Source organism: Flavobacterium sp. NG2 (assembly GCF_034119845.1).
In the GTDB taxonomy this organism is placed as follows: domain Bacteria; phylum Bacteroidota; class Bacteroidia; order Flavobacteriales; family Flavobacteriaceae; genus Flavobacterium.
Genome location: NZ_CP139420.1, coordinates 906295 through 925311 on the forward strand (window position 1 = coordinate 906295; position 19017 = coordinate 925311).

Consider the following 19017-nt stretch of genomic DNA (forward strand, 5'->3'; position numbering starts at 1 on the left):
TATTAGGATAAAAGAAATTACTAATGGCAACTTCTCCTTCGTAAAGAATAAATGTTTGGGATTGTATAATAAAACTAAAGATAGACTTGTAATAGCTATTATAATAGATTGTATAGCTTCAAACGAATATAATATTGATGAGAAAGCCAAAAGATATAAAGAATTTACAGCTATTTTTTTAGTATTAATCCCTTCCATTATTTGGTCATTTTTATAAACAATTTTTTTATTTTATTTTGAAGCGAGGGAGAAAAGTTTTCTCGCATAAATTGGATTAGATATTTTTTTAATTTTAGTTTGAATAAATCAAAATCATTAATATCTATTTTTAGCGAATCAATCTCGTTTTCAGCTACAAATTCTAATGATTTCCACTTTGGAGGATTACTTTCATGGAAATTTTTTATTTTAGAATAGTTGGTTAAATTTATATTTTTCCAAAACTCATAAAAAGCTTTATTATCAGTATCATCTCGATGAGACCAGTTCGTGATTTTGGTAAAGATTTCGTTTTCATCACGTGCCCAAGATTGGTGAAGAAGAATAAATTTTGTAATTATTTTTTTTGGATGTCTAGTTGCCCTCATGTACTTGTACTTTGGGTAATTTGTAGCCACTTCAATGGCATCATATGAATCTTTGATATATAAAAAGCCATTATCTACTTTTTTAAATAAGGTAATCCATTGTACGTGAATTTCTATAGGATTTTTGGCAGGGTTTTTTAAATAGGAATTGTTATTTTTCAAAAAAGTTACAAAACCTTTAAAGTCATTAAAATATTCATCACTATCAATTTGAATATGCCAGCCGCCCTCTCCCATAGCTTTTGCTAGCAAGTTTCGTTCTCTAGTGTCGTTTTCAGATGGAGAGTTTTCGGGTATAAAGAAAGTATCTTCGTAAATTTTAATTTTATTACAAACATCAATTTTTTTAATCCATTCAAAAAAAGCTGGATCTATAACTAAAGGATTACCACTCCAAGTTAGTCTATCTTTATCAACAGCAAGAACGATAATATCAGAATTGTCGTATATTAAAGGAATAGATTTATATAAATACTTGAAATCATAAGAAACTAATAAACCAACTTTAATCATTTTTGAGGAAGAAATTTAAATTTTTATCTTGATAAACATAGTAATTTAGAAATATAGTAATAAACAACTCAGTTATAATAAGAGTCGTAATTATACCTTCTACTTCATAGAAATAAGATAATATGAATGAAAGGGTAATATTAATAATTAAACCAATAAAATACCCAAAAAAATATATATTTTTCTTTTCATGAAGTACCAAGGTAATGTATGCAGATTGATTTAAAGCTGATATTAGTGGAATTGGTGAAAGAAGAATCAAATATCTACTAGATTCGGAAATATTTACACTGCTTAAAATAGAAATAATTTGTTCCGAAAAAATAATCATTATCAATGTTCCAAAGGAGAATATAACAAAATAAGACTTAAATATTAATAAGAGGTTTTTATTTAATTCTCGTACATTTGAAATACTTATTTTGCAAACTTTAGGAAAAACACCTTGAAATAATACACCAATACAATGCTTACTTAGCATAATTATCTTTTCTGCAACACTATACATTCCAATAATTTTTGATTCAAAAAACAAACCTAAAATAAGAGTTCCTGAATTTAAAATACTGCAGACCGTAAGATTGGTTAAAAACATTTTGAAACCATTCTTTATTTCACAATGAATTAAATGAATAGAGGTATAGGTATATCGGTAATTTTCCTTTAAATATAAATAAACATAGGAAACAAGAAAGATTAAACTATCAAATAACCCTAGTATAAAAAATAAAATTTTAAAAGAATCTTTAGTTTTAATGAATAGAAATATTGTAGCAATAGCACCAACTTTAAAAATAGTATTAATGATAAAGTATACCGAGACTTTATTTAGACCAATAAATATCCAATGTGCATTTTGAGTTCGAGAAAAAAGCATTGCAAAAAGAGAAAGAAACAGTATTGTATTGTCTTTTATGTCATGGTATAAATGAACAAATCCAAAGAGTAAAATAAAGGAAGGTATTGTTAATATAAATTTTGTATTTATAACAGTTGAAATGTATTTACTAATAGCATTTGAATCAGATGCTAATTTACCTATTTGAACTGGTCCTAAAACGCTCCAAGAATAGTCATTTATTACTGAAATATAATTTATTAATGATAGAGAAATAGCAATTAGTCCATAATTAGTAATTCCAAAAATATTAATATAATATGGAATTAAAATTACAGGAAATAGAAAATTTATAAAATTAATGCCGAAGCTTAGAAAGACGTTTTTAACCAAACTAATTAAAATAAAGGCTCCATTATTTTGGAGCCAAGTTTTTTTTAAAGTGATTTATCAATAGCATCTTCTGGGCTACCTTGAGGTGTCCACGAACCTGATTTATCATTTCTCATTGTAACACTTCCTGTTTCTGTGTCTAGAACAAATAAACAAACTTCACCTGTGTCAGTTCTTTGAAGAACTGTCATTTGGTATTTTCCTTTATGATCTTTTTCAACAGATTTTTGTTGAGGTTCTTGACAAGAAATTACAAAAAGCGAAATAATAATTATAAAACTTATATTTTTCATATCTAAAATTTTTTTCAAAAGTACTTTTTTTTTAAATATGAAATTATAAAACTAATATTTAAGATATCAATGAATTATTTCTTTTAATTAAAAGAGATTTTATTGTTTATTTTTACTTGTTTTAACTTATTAAAAGTATTTTATTTATATCATGAAAATAGTTATTGATTTACGCTTAATTAATGCATCAGGAATAGGAACTTACTTAAAAAACGTTATCCCAGGGATTTTAGGTTGTTTTAAACAAGTTATCGTATTGGGTAACAGTAATGAATTAAAAAAATTTGAATGGTCTAAAAAAGTTGAAATAATTGAATTTAATGCTAAAATTTATTCATTGGAAGAACAATTATTATATCCCTTTATAATTCCTAAATGCGATTTTTTTTGGAGTCCCCATTTTAATGTACCCTTATTGGGAACTAGAGCCAAAAAAAAAATTGTAACTATCCATGATGTAAACCATTTAGTTGGAGTTTCTCCGATTTCAAGAATTAAGAAGGTATATGCTTTTTTACTATTAAAAAAAGCAGTGAATAATTCAAGTATTATTTTTACAGTATCCCAATTTTCAAAAAGTGAAATAATTAAACATACAAAAGTCAATCCTAAAAAAATAAAAGTAGTTTATTGTGGAGTTGACGCTTCTTTTTATCAAAAAAAGACAATTGAGGACGGTTTTAAAGATTTTGAAGATTATATTTTATATGTAGGAAATATTAAACCACATAAAAACTTAATTGTTTTATTAAAGGCATATAATTCTCTATCTGAAGAGTTTAAATTAAAATATAAAATACTTATTGTCGGACAAAAAGAAGGATTTATAACTAAAGACAAACAAATTGATGAATTTATTATTACAAATAAGTTAGAAAAACATATTGTTTTTACGGGTTATGTTGATGATTTAAATTTACCAAAATATTACCAACAAGCTGCTTTATTTGTTTTTCCTTCTTTGTATGAAGGTTTTGGATTGCCAGTATTAGAAGCTTTAGCTGCAAATACATTAGTGGTTAGTTCCAATGCGGCAAGTTTGAAAGAAGTAGGGGGAGAGTCAGTTGTATATTTTGACCCAAATAATCCTACTGAATTAGCTGAAAAAATGGTAAATTGTTTGAATTCAGAGGATTTTAAAATTAGAATGAGTAAGTTCAGGGATGTTCAGTTAAAAAAATACACTTGGTTAAACTCTATTAGTAATCATAAATTTGGATTTGAAAATATAAAATGATTTTTTATGTGGTTCAGTAAGTTTGTTTCCTTAAAAAACGTTTTTAAATTACCCAAAATTTCTACAATAAATTGTAAATGAAAAAAGCATTAATAAGTGATTGGTATTATGTAAATGGAGGAGCAGAGAAGGTTATTCATTCTCTAAACAATGTATGGAATGACTTTGATCACTTTGCATTAATTGATTTTTTGTCAAAAGAGGATCGAGAATATATTCTCCAAGGTAAAAAAGTAACCACTAGTTTTATTCAAAAACTTCCAACAGCTAATAAAAATCACCGTAAATTTCTACAATTGTTTCCTTTAGCGATTGAACAATTCGATTTAACAGCTTATGATTTAGTATTAAGCTCTTCTTCTTCTATTGCAAAAGGTGTAATGACAAATTCTGACCAATTGCATATTTGTTATTGTCATTCACCTATGCGTTATGCTTGGGACTTGCAAAATCAATATTTACAAGATTCTGGATTTAATAAAGGGTTAAAAGGGAAATATGCTAAATATGTTTTAAAAAAAATGCGAATATGGGACTTACAAAATGTAGGTCGTGTAAATCATTTTATTGCAAATTCTAAATTCATAGCCCAAAGAATAAAAAACATTTATAACCGGGAGTCTACCGTTATTTATCCACCTGTAGATGTTGACTTTTTTAGTTTTAAAGAACAAAAAGAAGACTATTTTTTTACGGCTTCTCGTTTAGTTTCTTATAAAAAAACCGAATTAATTATTCAAGCCTTTAATGAATTGCCAGAATTAAAATTAGTTGTGGCAGGGGATGGCCCTGAATTTTTTAAGCTTCAAAAGATGGCCAAAAGTAATATTGAATTTTTAGGCTATGTTGATAATTTTAAATTAAAGTCATATTTACAAAATGCCAAATGTTTTGTATTTGCTGCTGAAGAAGATTTTGGTATTATCCCTGTTGAAGCGCAATCTTGTGGAACCCCTGTAATTGCTTTAAAAAAAGGAGGTACATTAGAAACAGTTATTGAAGGAAAAACAGGTGTTTTTTTTAATGAACAAGCCTCGAAAATGATTAGGGAAGCAGTAGTTGAATTTCAAAAAATAAATTTTGATTACAAATTCATTAGAGAACATGCTCTTCAATTTTCTAAAGATAGATTTGAAAAGGAAATGAAAAGTTTTATCGAAAAAAAATATATTGAACATATTAATTTAAAAAATCATATTTAATAAAGAGTTTTTTTCGTACCCCATTTAAGCTATATTTGCCCAATACAATATAGTCTATTATGAAAAGAATACTTATAACAGGAGCTGCTGGGTTCTTAGGTTCACATTTATGCGATCGTTTTATCAAAGAGGGCTACAATGTTATTGGGATGGATAATCTTATAACAGGTGACCTTAAAAACATTGAGCATTTATTCAAATTAGAGAATTTTGAATTCTATCATCATGATATCACGAAGTTTGTTCATATTCCCGGACAATTAGATTATATTTTACATTTTGCTTCACCGGCAAGTCCAATTGATTACTTGAAAATCCCTATTCAAACTTTAAAAGTAGGTTCGTTAGGAACACATAATCTTCTCGGATTAGCTCGTGTGAAAAAAGCCAGAATTTTGATTGCTTCAACTTCAGAAATTTATGGAGATCCATTAGTTCATCCTCAAACAGAGGAATACTATGGTAATGTAAACACCATAGGACCAAGAGGTGTATATGATGAAGCCAAACGTTTTCAAGAATCTATTACTATGGCGTATCATACTTTTCATGGTGTAGAAACACGAATCGTTCGAATTTTCAATACTTACGGGCCTAGAATGCGCCTCAATGATGGACGTGTAATTCCTGCCTTTATTGGTCAAGCACTTAGAGGAGAAGATTTAACTATTTTTGGTGACGGTATGCAAACACGTTCTTTTTGTTATGTTGATGACCAGGTCGAAGGTATTTTTAGATTGCTACATTCTGATTATGTATATCCTGTAAACATTGGAAACCCAGATGAAATTACAATTAAAGATTTTGCTGAGGAGATTATTAAATTAACAGGTACCAATCAAAAAATTGTATATCACCCCTTACCAATAAACGATCCTTTACAACGTCAACCGGACACTTCAAAAGCCAAAGAATTATTAGGCTGGGAAGCCAAGGTTAATAGAGCCGAAGGAATGAAAATCACCTACGAATATTTCAAAGCTTTACCCAAAGAAGAATTATTAAAGGAAGAACACAAAGATTTTTCAGATTATATAAAATAATATCGTCAAAAGCTCGTTTAACATAATTATTTGTTAATTTATTTAAATGTCTATGATCAGAAAAATACACTTTCCTTTTTTCTTTGAGTTTTTTAGTTGCTATTCAAATAATTTTTTTTGAAAAAACCGTTATAATTGAAAACTAAAACTGGAAGATATTCAGGTTACATACGACCTTTTTCATGCTTATTAGACTTGATTACCATCAATGTTTTATCAGCATACATTTCAGGTATTCCTATTTTTGAAAATTTCTATGCCTTCTTCATGACTTTGTCATGGTTTGTAATAGCTTTACAATTAGGTTTTTATGAGGTTTATAGGTATACAAAAGTAATTTCTATTCTGAATTGCGCATTAAAACAAGCTTTTTTATTTACAGTAAGTTGCTTAGCGTTAGCTTTTTATTATACTCAAGATTTAAGCTTTAATAGAGTATTGTTTTTTTCAATTTCCTCTATTACATTAATACTCATTTTTAAATTATTTATTTATTTCTTTTTAAGAAAGTTTCGTCTTTTATTTAAAGGCAATTTTAGGAGAGTATTATTGATAGGAAGACAAAAGAATATTGAACCTTTACAGCATTTTTTTGAGGATAATCCAGATTATGGTTATGAATTAGTAAAAATTTTTAATCTAGATTCTAATAAATCTGAAAAATTAAAAGAGTTTTTTCTATTTGTAAACGATAATCGAATCGATGAAATTTATTGTTCTTTAGTAGATTTAACGACTAAGGAAATTAATGAATTTATTTATTTTGCTGATAATAATTTAAAAACATTGAAGTTTATTCCAGATGAAAAAAGACTCTTATCATTAAATGCAAATTTCGAGTATTATGATACGATTCCTGTAATACCCCAAAGAGTTATTTCATTAGACGATCCAATAAATAAAATTGGGAAGCGTATTTTTGATATTGTTTTTTCATTATTCATTATAGTTGGAATAATGTCTTGGTTAATTCCAATAATTGCTTTTTGGATTAAAATGGAAAGTAAAGGACCTATCTTTTTTAAACAAATAAGAAAAGGATTGAATAATGAAGAGTTTGTTTGTTACAAATTTCGATCTATGAAAATTAATAAAACTGCTGATATCAATCAGGTTTCTAAAAATGATCCTAGAATAACTAAAGTAGGGAAATTTATTCGCAAGACAAGTATTGATGAATTACCACAATTTTTCAATGTTTTACTAGGAGATATGTCTGTTGTAGGGCCAAGACCTCATATGGTTAGTCATTCTAATATGTATGCTGAACGAATCGATAAATTTATGGTTCGTCATTTTATAGTACCAGGAATTACTGGCTTAGCACAAACTAAGGGGTATAGAGGAGAGGTTGAAAAAGATGAAGACATAATCAATAGAGTAAAATTTGATATATATTATATTGAAAATTGGTCTTTATTTTTGGATTTAAAAATTATTTTCCAAACAGTAGTTAATATAATAAGTGGAGACGAAAAAGCATATTAAATGAGCAATTTAGTTTCTATAATAATTCCAACATTCAATTCTGAAAAATTTATTACAGAGGCAATTGAGTCTGTTCAAAACCAAACTTTTACTAATTGGGAAATTATCTTAGTCGATGATGCATCAACAGACAGTACAGTTGAAATAATTAACAAAATCATTAATACAGACTCTAGAATACATTTGCATCAATTGGAGGCTAATTCTGGCACTGGAGTAGCTCGAAATAAGGCGTTATCGTATGCTAAAGGACGTTATATAGCATTTTTAGATGCAGATGATTTATGGCTGCCTGAAAAACTCCAAAAACAACTTGATTTTTTGGTTCAAAAAAGAATCCCTTTTACATTTTCTTCCTATGATTGTATAGATGAAGAGGGCAATTCCTTACTGAAAAGGGTGAATCCGCCTCAAAATATGACCTATAGACAATTGTTTTTCTGTAATTATGTAGGCAATCTAACAGGGATTTATGACACACAATTTTTTGGTAAAATTCCTATTTCGTCCATTAGAAAACGTCAAGATTGGATGCATTGGCTTACAATTTTAAAAAAAATTAAAAAAGCACAAGCCTTGCCTGAAAGTTTGGCTTATTATCGAGTAAGACAAAATTCGATTTCGGCTTCCAAATTTGATTTGGTCAAACATAATTTTGCTGTTTATAAACAATATCACGGATTCAATTGGTTTTTGGCCCTTGGTTGTATGTCGGTGTTTTTATTTACGCAATTAGTAATAAAACCATTTTATATTAAGCAGTTGCCAATTCAGAAGTAAATTGCTTTAATTTTCCTCTTTTATTTCTTTTTAAGGACGTTTTCCGAATAAAATTAAATTTCAAATTGGGTTCCAAATAGGAAATAATTGCCGCTTGTATTTTCTCAACCTGGGGTTGACTTAAGGGATAGTCGCTAATATAATTAACATCAAAACTATCTGTTTGAGTTTGAGTTATGGTAAATTCTTTTACATTACCATCATCTTCAATAATACTCTTGGTAACATAGTAAAAAATCAAACCCGGTGATTTTTTTCCACTAGGTAAGAGCGCCACATCATTAGTTCTCCCTATTAATTTTTTAAGGATTGGTTTTTCTAATGTACTTTTTTCATCTAAAATCCCGATATCACCAATATCATATCGAATGAAAGGATGGGCTTTATTAAACAAAGATGTAATTACAATACGACCTTCAGAACCATAGGGTAAAACCTTATTGTTCTCATCTAAAATTTCAATAAAGAGTGTTTCAGAGTTGATTTGCCATTCACCATTGGTGTTTTGAAAAGCAATTAAATCTAATTCTGATGCTCCATATTCATTTACAATCGGAATGCCTAGCTGTTTTTCTAATAGTATTTTATCTTCTTCAAACAGCATCTCAGAAGTTACCATGCAAACTTTTAAACTAGGACAAAGATCCTTTAGAATAATATTTTTCTTTTGTAAAAATTTAGCAAATAAAACTATGGAACTTGTGTATCCATTGATATAATCAAATTTTTTGGTTTTAAATTTGGTTAAAAATTCATTTAAAACTTCATCAGACAAATTAAAAACAGAAAAACGATAACGACGACTCAAAAAATCTTTGAAACGTTCTTTACTATGACCTAAGAAATCTTTTGGAATACCATAAAAACGGGCTTGATAGGAGGTGTTAAGGTTAATGTCATACCATCCAAAACGCATGAAATTTGAAGCCCAAGTCAAGGCATGGCAATATTTATCTTTGGCAAAAATAAAAGGAGTCCCACTAGATCCTGAGGTTTTATTCAAATAAATTGCATTTACTGAATAGTTTTTAGAGAGTCTATTTTTTAATGGCTGTTGAAGGTTTTTCTTGTTCAAAACAGGAAGCGTTTCCCAGTTTTCAGCTGTTGATGCACCTGCCAGTTTTTTGTAAAAAGGGTTATTCTTTAGATGGAAATCAACAATTGTTTTTTTTTGATTTTCAATAAAAACAGTTTTTTCTCTTTCAGAAAGGTTAACAATTTTTTCCAAATCAGCTTTGGCTTTCTTTATAGGAAAGCGATTGAGTCGAAGCGATAAATCAAAAAGTGAAAACATTAGGACATTTGTTTCATCAAAAATAGTACTAAACTATCTAGTAAATAGTGCGTAAATGATAATTTTTTAAAATTAATTCTAATTTCCATTCAAAACCAATTATTTTTGCACCATCATTTAAAAAATGAAATAATCTATAAAAATACAACAGATGACTATTTTACTATTAGGCTCAGGAGGAAGAGAACATGCATTTGCATGGAAAATGATTCAAAGTCCACTTTGTGATACGCTATATGTAGCACCAGGAAATGCAGGAACTGCTTCTATTGCAACAAATGTGGCTATTAGCCCAACTGATTTTGACGCTATTAAATCTTTAGTTCTAGATAAAAAAATAGACATGGTTGTTGTAGGACCAGAAGATCCTTTGGTTAAAGGGGTTTTTGATTTTTTCAAAAATGATGACCAGTTGGCACATATTCCAGTGATTGGACCGTCAAAAATTGGTGCTCAATTAGAAGGAAGTAAAGAGTTTGCTAAAGAATTTTTAGTAAAACACAACATACCAACGGCTGCTTACGATAGTTTTACAGCTGAAACAGTAGAGGAAGGATGTGCGTTCCTTTCGACTTTAAAACCACCTTTTGTTTTAAAAGCGGATGGATTAGCAGCAGGAAAAGGCGTTTTAATTATTCAAGATTTGGCCGAAGCACAAGAGGAGTTGAGAAACATGCTTGTAGGTCAAAAATTTGGTGCCGCTAGTTCAAAAGTGGTTATCGAAGAATTCTTGGATGGAATAGAATTAAGCTGTTTTGTACTTACAGACGGAAAAAGTTATAAAATCTTACCTACTGCCAAAGATTACAAACGTATTGGTGAAGGCGATACAGGATTGAATACAGGTGGTATGGGAGCCGTTTCTCCAGTACCTTATGTTGATGCTGTGTTGATGGAAAAAATTGAAACACGAATCGTAAAACCTACTATCGAAGGTTTCCAGAAAGATGGAATCGAATACAAAGGGTTTGTTTTCATTGGTTTGATCAATGTTAACAACGAACCTATCGTAATTGAATACAATGTTAGAATGGGTGACCCAGAAACCGAAGTGGTAATTCCAAGATTGAAAACCGATTTAGTAGAGTTATTTTTGGCTGTATCCAATGAAAAGTTAGACCAAATTTCACTTGAAGTGGATGAAAGAAGTGCTACAACAGTGATGTTAGTCTCTGGTGGTTACCCTGAAGATTTTGAAAAAGGAAAAGTGATGACTGGATTTGATACTATCACAGATTCGATTGTATTCCATGCAGGAACAAAATTAGAAGGGAATGATGTAGTGACTAACGGTGGACGTGTCATGGCCATTACTTCTTATGGAGCTACTTTCCCAGAGGCTTTAGCCAAATCGTATAAAAACATCGAAAAAATTCATTTTGATAAGATGAATTTCAGAAAAGATATAGGGAACGACTTATTGTAACCCCATAAAAAAATCCTCAATCTAATTATTTATGATTGAGGATTTTTTAAATTCAAGAACTATTATTACCAATAGTAATCTTGATATATTATTTCAAGAATGAATGTGCTGTAGTATCTTGATTTTCTGTTCCAGCTTCATCAAAAATTCTTAATTGTTTGATCCAGTATACCATTGCAGCGGTACAAATAATCATAAATATCCAGTTAATAGTGTTTGCTACAAACCAAGTTTTAAGTTCAAGTGAACGTAAAAAATCTAAAGGAGCAAATAAAATATTAACAAATAGGTATTGAATTCCTTCGAAAAATGCTTTCATATCGTAAAAATTATGTTGTTTTTTATAATTTAATCGTCTGTAAATCCGTTTTTTAAAAGAATCTTTTCAACTTGAAGCCTTCCTTTTTAAACAAATAGTATATTTACAGTCACAAAAGTATAAAATATCCTTATGATTACAAGTGTTTTTAAAAAATCTACACTATTAAATTTCATCTTAGTACTAATTTTAATACTAGTTTTCTTTTTTGTCTATCATTTTCAAGATTCAACCTGGTTAGATTCGGTTGCTTCTATACTGGAAAAAGCAGGATTATTGGTATTGATTATTGGTTCTGTTTTTATGACCAATTTTATATCAAAGAAAAACGGACTTTCAAAAGACAGTAGTTTTACAATATTATTTTATCTTTTATTTTTAATATTCTTTCCATCATTATTCAATGATTACAATTTAATTGTAGCCAATTTTTTTGTGCTTTTGGCATTAAGACGACTAATTTCACTTCATTCGTTAAAGGCTTCCAAAGAAAAAATATTTGATGCTTCGCTATGGATATTAGTAGCTTCCTTATTTCAATTCTGGTGCATATTATATTTAGCCTTAGTATTTATTTCTATAATATTTCATGTCGCAAGAGATTATCGAAATTGGGTATTGCCATTTATTGCTTTGTTTACTGTGGGAATCATAGGTGTGATAGCTTCAATACTATTTGATTTTAGTATTATTGAAACTGTGGATAAAGGGAGAGTGGTAACAACTGAAATTAATTATTTTACTAATAATTATCAAAATGCTGCGTTGTCTATTTATGCAACCATTGCACTGTTTTTTGTTGTGTCTATGATTGCGACAGTTTCAAGCAAGCCAGTAGTTATACAAGATACTTATAAAACGATTATAGCCTCTTTCTTTATAGGTGCCTTGGTTTTTATTGTTTCGCCAAATAAGAGTAATGATTTACTAGTTTTTACGATAGCGCCTTTATCAATTATGGCAACAAATCATATTGAATTGCCACAATTAAAATTAAAACAAGAACTCGTTTTAGGAGTCTTTATATTGTGTAGCTTGTTTGCTTTTTTCTCTCAGTTATAATTTATTTCCGTAAGCCAAATCACCTGCATCGCCTAGTCCTGGAATAATGTAGCTATGTTCGTTTAGTTTTTCGTCAATGGAGGCTATCCAAAGATGGCAATTTTCAGGAAGATGCTCTTCAAGATGCGCAATACCTTCGGGAGCGGCAATGATTACGGCTAGATGAATTTCTTTTGGGTTTCCTTTTTCTATGAGTTTGTTAAAAACAGCAACAATGGATTGTCCGGTGGCAAGCATGGGGTCAACTAAAATTAAAGTACTGTTGTCATAGTTTCCTATGGCTTGATATTCGACTTTGATATCGAAATAATCATCATCATTGGGATGATGTCTGTAGGCAGAGATAAACCCATTCTCGGCTTGATCAAAATAATTTAAAAAACCTTGATGCATGGGCAAGCCTGCTCTTAGGATGGAACAGATTACAATGGGATTTGCAATTTCAGTAGTTTCTTTGATTCCCAGTGGTGTTTGCACAGCAATAGGTTGATAGGTTAATTCTTGACTGATTTCGTAAGCCATAATTTCACCTATGCGTTCTATGTTTCGACGAAAACGCATTCGGTCTTGTTGGATAGCAAGATGGCGTATTTGTCCTAAGAAGTGGTTGAGGACGCTATTTTTTTCGGATATATGATGGATTTGCATTGAGGTATTATTTGTTGGTTCGTGTTTTGCCCTAGACAGTAGCGGCAGCCCCGCGTGAAAAAGGCTATTTTTTACGGGAGAGGCAGAGCGACCAGAGGAAGCTCCTGCCACGACCTAGTAAAAAAAGCATTTTGAACAAGGGCTAAAGCGAATGGCTGGATTAGGCCCAAAAACTTCATTTTATTCCTAATAACCTTCTGTTTGAAGGGTTGTTATAGAAAGTTGAAATGTAATTTTTTTATAAAAGTATAAAAAGTATCTTTGCTACACTTAAAACTAAAGATATGTTTTCAAAATTAGCCTATTCTGTTTTCGAACAAAGTATTAAAGATTATCATCAGTTTGATAATGTAGATCAGCCTATCAATAATCCTTATCCAAAGGAGCAATTCGAGCATTTGCTTTATTTAAAAAACTGGATTGATACGGTGCAATGGCATTTTGAAGATATCATTCGCGACCCAAATATTGACCCAGTAGCGGCTTTGACTTTGAAGAGAAGAATTGATGCTTCAAACCAAGAGCGTACCGATATGGTGGAATATATTGACAGCTACTTTTTGCAAAAATATAGCAAAGTAGTGGTGAAAGATGAGGCAAAAATAAACTCAGAAAGTCCTGCTTGGGCTTTTGACCGTTTGTCTATTCTGGCGTTGAAAATTTATCATATGACAGAAGAAGCAACTCGTGCTGAGGCTTCGCAAGATCACAGAGATAAATGTCAGGCGAAATTGAATATATTACTAGAACAAAGAACAGATTTGTCAACAGCGATTGATGATTTGTTGACGGATATTGAAAACGGTGATAAATTCATGAAAGTGTACAAGCAAATGAAAATGTACAATGATGATGAATTGAATCCAGTTTTGTACCAAGGGAAGAAATAATTGGCTTTTAGTTTGCCAAATAAAATAGAACATATAGCCGTCATGAGACTATCCGCAATGGGAGATGTCGCCATGACGGTTCCTGTTTTACGAGCTTTTGTAAAACAGTATCCAGAGGTAAAAATCACAGTGGTTTCCAGACCTTTTTTTCAGCCTTTTTTTGAAGATATTCCCAATGTTTCTTTTTTTGCTTTTGATGAAAAAGTGAAGCACAAAGGTTTTTTAGGCTTGGTTCGTTTGTTTAACGAACTAAAAAAACAAGATATTGATGCTTTTGCCGACTTGCATAATGTGTTGCGTTCTAAGGTGGTTCGCACTTTATTTGCTTTAAGCGGAAAAAAAGTTGCAGCTGTTGATAAAGGACGCGAAGGCAAGAAAGCGTTGACCAGAGCTGAAAATAAGATTTTTGAACCTTTACCCACTATGTTTGAAAATCATTGTACCGTTTTTGCTCAATTAGGATTCTCAATTGATTTAACTCAACCTGAATTCCCTAAAAAAGCCGTTTTAAGCGATGATTTAAATGCAATGGTGGGTAATCCTGAAAAACTGATTGGAATCGCTCCATTTGCTCAATATGGTGCTAAAGTCTATCCTCAAGACTTGATGCAAGAGGTAATTACGGAACTTTCTAAAAAGTCGAATTATACAATTCTGCTTTTTGGTGGAGGGAAAAAAGAAATCGAAATTTTAGATGCTTTTGCGGCAGGTAAATCGAATGTCATTAATATGGCGGGTAAAATTAAATTCAAACAGGAACTAGAACTCATGAGTAATCTTGATGTAATGCTTTCTATGGATTCAGGAAATGCACATATTGCGGCCATGCTAGGAGTGAAGGTGGTTACGCTTTGGGGAGCAACCCATCCGTATGCGGGATTTATGCCTTTTAATCAACCACTATCAAATGCTTTGACTGCTGATAGAAAACAATATCCCTTATTGCCTACATCAGTTTATGGTAATAAAATCGTGCCTGGTTATGAAGACGCCATGCGAACGATTTCAGTATCGGATGTGGTAGCGAAAATAGAAGACAACTTAGAGCCATAAAAAAAGCACGATAGAAAAATTATCTTCGTGCTTTTAATATTTTAAAGGATGTTTTTAAGCGCTAAATCCTAATTTTTCTCTAACTCTACTCAATACTCCTGAAGCGACAATTCCCGCTTTATCAGCACCAATTTTTAATAAGGCATCCACTTCTGGAAGGTTGTTCATGTAGTAATTGTACTTTTCTCTTTCGGTTTTAAAAGTTTCGCAAATAAGTTCATACAAAGCTTGTTTAGCATGACCATAACCATAATTTCCACCCAGATAATTAGCTCTCATCGCTTCGATTTGTTCAGCTGAAGCTAATAGAGAATAGATTGCAAAAGCATTACAGGTATCTGGATTTTTAGGTTCTTCAAGAGGTGTACTATCCGTTTCGATACTCATGATTTGTTTGCGTAAAGCTTTGTCGTCCAAGAAAATATTGATGATGTTATTCGCAGATTTACTCATTTTACCTCCATTTGTACCTGGAATCAACATGCTGTTTTCTTGAATTTTGGCTTCAGGAAGCACAAAGGTTTCGCCCATTTGGTGATTAAAACGAGAAGCCACATCGCGAGTGATTTCAAGATGTTGCAATTGATCTTTCCCAACGGGAACAATTTCGGCATCGTATATTAAGATATCAGCAGCCATTAACATTGGGTACGAAAATAAACCAGCATTGACATCGTCTAATCTATCAGATTTGTCTTTGAAAGAGTGTGCCAAAGTCAACCTTTGAAAAGGGAAAAAACAACTCAAATACCAAGTTAATTCGGTTGTTTGAGGTACGTCAGACTGTCTGTAAAACGTTACTTTATCAACATTTAGTCCACAAGCTAGCCAAGCAGCAGCAGTGCTATACGTATTGTTGCTTAAGGTTTCGCCGTTTTTTATTTGGGTAATCGAATGTAAGTCGGCTATAAAAAGAAAAGATTCGTTTTCGGGATTATTGGATAATGCTATCGCTGGAATAATTGCTCCTAGTAAGTTTCCTAAATGTGGTGTTCCGGTGCTTTGAACTCCGGTAAGTATTTTTGCCATTGTGTGTTTTTCTTAATCGCAAAGTTCGTAAAGTTTTTTGCAATAGTCAAGGGGAATTTAATAACCGCAATGTTTTTATAACCGCAAAGGGCGCAAAGATAAGCACAAAGTAAAACTAAGAGATTTTATGGTTTTTTCTCATTTATATAATCTGTGTTCAAAAAAAAGAAACTATTTAAATCCTATCATCCATGAATTATTTTAATTAATATTTTTTGTCAATAATAGTTTAGTATTTCCTTATTTTTGAACTTATGAAACTTATGAAAATCATCAAGATTATTTTTTGGATTTTATGGCGCATTTGGTTCTATATCCTAATGGCCGTGCCTATATTGATAATGTTTCCATTTTTGGTTATTTCTATCATTTCGTATAATAGCTACCCCTATTTTTTCAAGATGGCTCGTATTTGGGCTAAGTTTATTCTTTTTGGAATGGGATTTTATTATAAAATTAAAAAAGAACAAAAAATAGATCCGAAAAGAAGTTATATGATTGTGGCAAATCATACTTCGATGACCGATATTATGTTGATGTTGGCCGTGATCAAAAATCCTTTTGTTTTTGTTGGTAAGCAAGAGTTAGCTAAAATTCCGTTGTTTGGATTTTTTTACAAACGCACTTGTATTTTAGTAGATAGAAATTGTTCGAAAAGCAAAAACGAGGTTTTCAAGAAAGCTCAAAAAAGATTGAATATGGGATTGAGCGTATGCATTTTTCCTGAAGGGGGAGTGCCAAGTGATGAATCTATGATTTTGGATACTTTTAAAGATGGCGCTTTCCGATTGGCGATAGACCATCAAATCCCAATTCTTCCCATTACTTTTGCTGATAATAAAAAACGCTTTTCGTATACTTTCTTCAGCGGAAGTCCGGGTGTGATGCGTGTCAAAGTTCATAAACCAATTGAAACTATTGGAAAAACTGCTTTGGACAGAAAAAACCTAAGAGACGAAACGAGAGAGGTTATTTTGAATCAATTGAATCTATTCAATCCTAAAAGCGATAACTTACTCCCGAGTACAATCCAAGAAAGACAGGTTTAAAATTATTGGATTGGCTTGAAAAAGTATTCATTTGGTATTTTATGGTAGGTTCAAAATGAAATTGAATCGAAGGAAACAGTTGGTATTTGAATCCTACACCAAAATTGGAACTCAAGTGAATTTTATTTAAATTGTTTGCTTCTCCTAATTCCACATTAGATTGAGAGGATACTAATGAGATTTTATTTTCATCCAAAAACAATGTGCTAAAACCACCAATAAGACTGATTCCAAATTTCTTGTCCAACAAAGAATATGAAATTTCTAATGGAAATTCATAATACCCCATCGTTTGATTGATGGAACCTGTAGTGGTGTTTTGAATGCTTTTTTCGGTTGAATTTAAAGTATTAAAACTCGCTTCATTTTTGATTTCAACGGCATTGCTTGGTAGATAGTTAATAGTAGTTATACTGTTAGTTGCTAAACCTGGTGAGTACGTAATATCAGTTGTATTATATCCAAGAACGACTTTATTAATTCCAGTTCGAATGGCAATTTTTGAATTAATAGCATAGTTTATCCCAAGCCCATAACTAAGGCTTTTTTCGGCTGTTTTTTCATTATCCGAAAATTGATTGTCAATAGCTGAACCACCTGAGTTTGTATTCAGGTAAATAGGGGCGATGTTTGGGGTAATTTGCCATTTATTTTTGGAAATAGATGCCAATTCGGTTTTCTTTTCTGTTTTCGTTTTTAAGATTTCCTCTAGTTCATTCTTTTCTTCCACTGTTTTGGTAGCGGCTTCTTTTTTATCTGCGTTGGCGTTAGTAGCATCTACAACTTTTGATTCTGTGTTGTTTTTTACTACTGTTTCTAATAGGTCTTTAGTCGTTTTTGAATTATTTTCAGCCAGTAGCGTTCTTTGTTGTGCTACAACATCGTTTTTTTCGTTGGCAGTATTCTCTTTTGGAGATTTATTTTGTGTACTGTTGTATTTATTTCTTTTTGTATTAGTATTGATTTGGTTTGCTTCGTTTTTTGAAGGAATGTTTTCATTAGTTACCAAAGCTTCTTCTTGGATTATTTTAGCCTCCTTTTTTATAGAAGGGTCTTTGTCTATACTTCGATTTTGATTAGAGTCTTGACCTTTAACGATGGGAGTATTTGTTGGTGTTAAGTCCTTTTGGAACCCTGTTTTTAGCATAAAAACACCTAAGACCAAAGCGGCAGCAATACCAGCATATTTTAGCCAGAAAGGAAGTAAACGTCTTTTTTTCTTTTCTTGATTTAATTCAGCTTGAATATTCTGCCATACTTGACTGTTTGGCGTTGCCTCAAAGTCTTTTAATTGTTCTTGAAACAATCGGTCGATATTTTTTTTCTCTTTCATGTTGCCGATGATTCTTGATGATTGGAAATTCTCTTTTCTATTTTCTCTTTTAGGATAAGTCGTGCTCTGTGTAGGTTGGATTTGGTTGTTCCGGTTGAAATAGAGAGCATTTCGCTAATTTCTTGATGGGAATAGCCATCTAATACATAGAGGCTGAATACGATTCGGTATTGGTGTGGGAGTTCTTGAATGATTTGCATCAAATAGTCCAATGGAACGGTTTCGTCTTCAATTTCTACGACTTCATCTGGAATGGATTCGTTCAAGACTTCCATATAGCGAATGCCTTTGAACTTCTGTAGGGCATTATTAATCATGATTCTTTTGCACCAACCTTCAAAGGAACCTTTGCCGCTATACTGTTCTATTTTTTTAAATATGATTATAAACCCATCTTGTAAATTATCCTGAGCATCAGCATAATTACTAGAGTATTTCAAACAAACCCCAAAGAGCTTATTTGCAAACAATCTATACAATTGTTCCTGCGCTTTGGGGTTGTTGTTTTTACATTTACTAATGAGTTCTTCTAATACCACA

Annotated in this window: 19 protein-coding genes; 10 read left to right on the top strand and 9 right to left on the bottom strand. The window is 31.1% G+C overall.

The features are described from left to right. Positions 1 to 197 precede the first annotated feature (197 nt). From SLW70_RS03755 to SLW70_RS03765, 3 genes are read right to left on the bottom strand one after another with little or no spacing between them, the layout of a single operon-like run. The gene (locus SLW70_RS03755; RefSeq protein ID WP_320890673.1) at positions 198 to 1100 is read right to left on the bottom strand and encodes a hypothetical protein; all 903 of its coding nucleotides are present in this window, start codon (positions 1098 to 1100) and stop codon (positions 198 to 200) included. Beyond that, positions 1093 to 2331, bottom strand: a complete 1239-nt coding sequence (locus SLW70_RS03760; protein ID WP_320890674.1) for an oligosaccharide flippase family protein — start codon at positions 2329 to 2331, stop codon at positions 1093 to 1095. Before SLW70_RS03760 ends, SLW70_RS03755 begins: the two co-directional genes overlap by 8 nt. A gap of 44 nt (positions 2332 to 2375) precedes the next feature. Further along, on the bottom strand, positions 2376 to 2624 hold the full coding sequence (locus tag SLW70_RS03765; RefSeq protein WP_320890675.1) for a hypothetical protein: 249 nt from the start codon (positions 2622 to 2624) through the stop codon (positions 2376 to 2378). A 151-nt stretch (positions 2625 to 2775) separates the two neighbouring features. Here SLW70_RS03765 and SLW70_RS03770 point away from each other — a divergent pair, with 151 nt between their 5' ends. From SLW70_RS03770 to SLW70_RS03790, 5 genes are all read left to right on the top strand, one after another. Next, positions 2776 to 3861 (top strand): glycosyltransferase family 1 protein, encoded by a 1086-nt coding sequence (locus SLW70_RS03770; protein ID WP_320890676.1) that lies wholly within the window; start codon positions 2776 to 2778, stop codon positions 3859 to 3861. Between the two features lie 77 nt (positions 3862 to 3938). Next, complete coding sequence (locus tag SLW70_RS03775) at positions 3939 to 5063, top strand: glycosyltransferase (protein ID WP_320890677.1); 1125 nt, start codon at positions 3939 to 3941, stop codon at positions 5061 to 5063. A gap of 59 nt (positions 5064 to 5122) precedes the next feature. Further along, positions 5123 to 6106: a UDP-glucuronic acid decarboxylase family protein gene (locus tag SLW70_RS03780; RefSeq protein ID WP_320890678.1), complete on the top strand. Its 984-nt coding sequence runs from the start codon at positions 5123 to 5125 to the stop codon at positions 6104 to 6106. Between the two features lie 135 nt (positions 6107 to 6241). Further along, entirely contained in the window at positions 6242 to 7594 is a 1353-nt protein-coding gene (locus SLW70_RS03785) for an exopolysaccharide biosynthesis polyprenyl glycosylphosphotransferase (protein WP_320890679.1), read from the top strand. Further along, the gene (locus SLW70_RS03790) at positions 7595 to 8374 is read left to right on the top strand and encodes a glycosyltransferase family 2 protein (RefSeq protein ID WP_320890680.1); all 780 of its coding nucleotides are present in this window, start codon (positions 7595 to 7597) and stop codon (positions 8372 to 8374) included. Here SLW70_RS03790 and SLW70_RS03795 read toward each other — a convergent pair. Further along, positions 8349 to 9668, bottom strand: coding sequence for a phenylacetate--CoA ligase family protein (locus SLW70_RS03795; protein ID WP_320890681.1), 1320 nt, complete (start codon positions 9666 to 9668; stop codon positions 8349 to 8351). The two genes, SLW70_RS03790 and SLW70_RS03795, sit on opposite strands and share 26 nt — an antisense overlap. Positions 9669 to 9819: 151 nt before the next feature. Between SLW70_RS03795 and purD the strand changes: the two genes are divergently transcribed. Then, complete coding sequence (gene purD, locus SLW70_RS03800; RefSeq protein WP_320890682.1) at positions 9820 to 11094, top strand: phosphoribosylamine--glycine ligase; 1275 nt, start codon at positions 9820 to 9822, stop codon at positions 11092 to 11094. A gap of 88 nt (positions 11095 to 11182) precedes the next feature. Here the strand turns inward: purD and SLW70_RS03805 are convergent, their stop codons facing one another. Continuing rightward, on the bottom strand, positions 11183 to 11413 hold the full coding sequence (locus tag SLW70_RS03805; protein WP_320890683.1) for a DUF6341 family protein: 231 nt from the start codon (positions 11411 to 11413) through the stop codon (positions 11183 to 11185). 132 nt (positions 11414 to 11545) lie between these two features. On the opposite strand from SLW70_RS03805, the gene SLW70_RS03810 reads away from it, so the two are divergent. Then, the gene (locus tag SLW70_RS03810; protein ID WP_320890684.1) at positions 11546 to 12475 is read left to right on the top strand and encodes a DUF6427 family protein; all 930 of its coding nucleotides are present in this window, start codon (positions 11546 to 11548) and stop codon (positions 12473 to 12475) included. Here the strand turns inward: SLW70_RS03810 and upp are convergent. Then, on the bottom strand, positions 12470 to 13123 hold the full coding sequence (gene upp / locus SLW70_RS03815) for a uracil phosphoribosyltransferase (RefSeq protein ID WP_320890685.1): 654 nt from the start codon (positions 13121 to 13123) through the stop codon (positions 12470 to 12472). The genes SLW70_RS03810 and upp overlap by 6 nt on opposite strands. A 284-nt stretch (positions 13124 to 13407) precedes the next feature. On the opposite strand from upp, the gene SLW70_RS03820 reads away from it, so the two are divergent. Both SLW70_RS03820 and SLW70_RS03825 read left to right on the top strand, forming a co-directional pair. Next, positions 13408 to 14013, top strand: coding sequence for a DUF4254 domain-containing protein (locus SLW70_RS03820; protein ID WP_320890686.1), 606 nt, complete (start codon positions 13408 to 13410; stop codon positions 14011 to 14013). Between the two features lie 42 nt (positions 14014 to 14055). Next, the gene (locus SLW70_RS03825; RefSeq protein ID WP_320890687.1) at positions 14056 to 15066 is read left to right on the top strand and encodes a glycosyltransferase family 9 protein; all 1011 of its coding nucleotides are present in this window, start codon (positions 14056 to 14058) and stop codon (positions 15064 to 15066) included. A 54-nt stretch (positions 15067 to 15120) separates the two neighbouring features. Here SLW70_RS03825 and trpS read toward each other — a convergent pair whose 3' ends face one another. After that, a complete protein-coding gene (gene trpS / locus SLW70_RS03830) occupies positions 15121 to 16095 on the bottom strand; it encodes a tryptophan--tRNA ligase (protein ID WP_320890688.1) in 975 nt (324 codons plus the stop codon). Positions 16096 to 16358: 263 nt separating this feature from the next. On the opposite strand from trpS, the gene SLW70_RS03835 reads away from it, so the two are divergent. Further along, on the top strand, positions 16359 to 17144 hold the full coding sequence (locus SLW70_RS03835) for a lysophospholipid acyltransferase family protein (RefSeq protein ID WP_320891743.1): 786 nt from the start codon (positions 16359 to 16361) through the stop codon (positions 17142 to 17144). Here the strand turns inward: SLW70_RS03835 and SLW70_RS03840 are convergent. Both SLW70_RS03840 and SLW70_RS03845 read right to left on the bottom strand, forming a co-directional pair. Continuing rightward, positions 17095 to 18477 (bottom strand): hypothetical protein, encoded by a 1383-nt coding sequence (locus tag SLW70_RS03840; RefSeq protein ID WP_320890689.1) that lies wholly within the window; start codon positions 18475 to 18477, stop codon positions 17095 to 17097. The two genes, SLW70_RS03835 and SLW70_RS03840, sit on opposite strands and share 50 nt — an antisense overlap. Continuing rightward, complete coding sequence (locus SLW70_RS03845; RefSeq protein WP_320890690.1) at positions 18474 to 19016, bottom strand: RNA polymerase sigma factor; 543 nt, start codon at positions 19014 to 19016, stop codon at positions 18474 to 18476. Before SLW70_RS03845 ends, SLW70_RS03840 begins: the two co-directional genes overlap by 4 nt. Position 19017 lies beyond the last annotated feature (1 nt).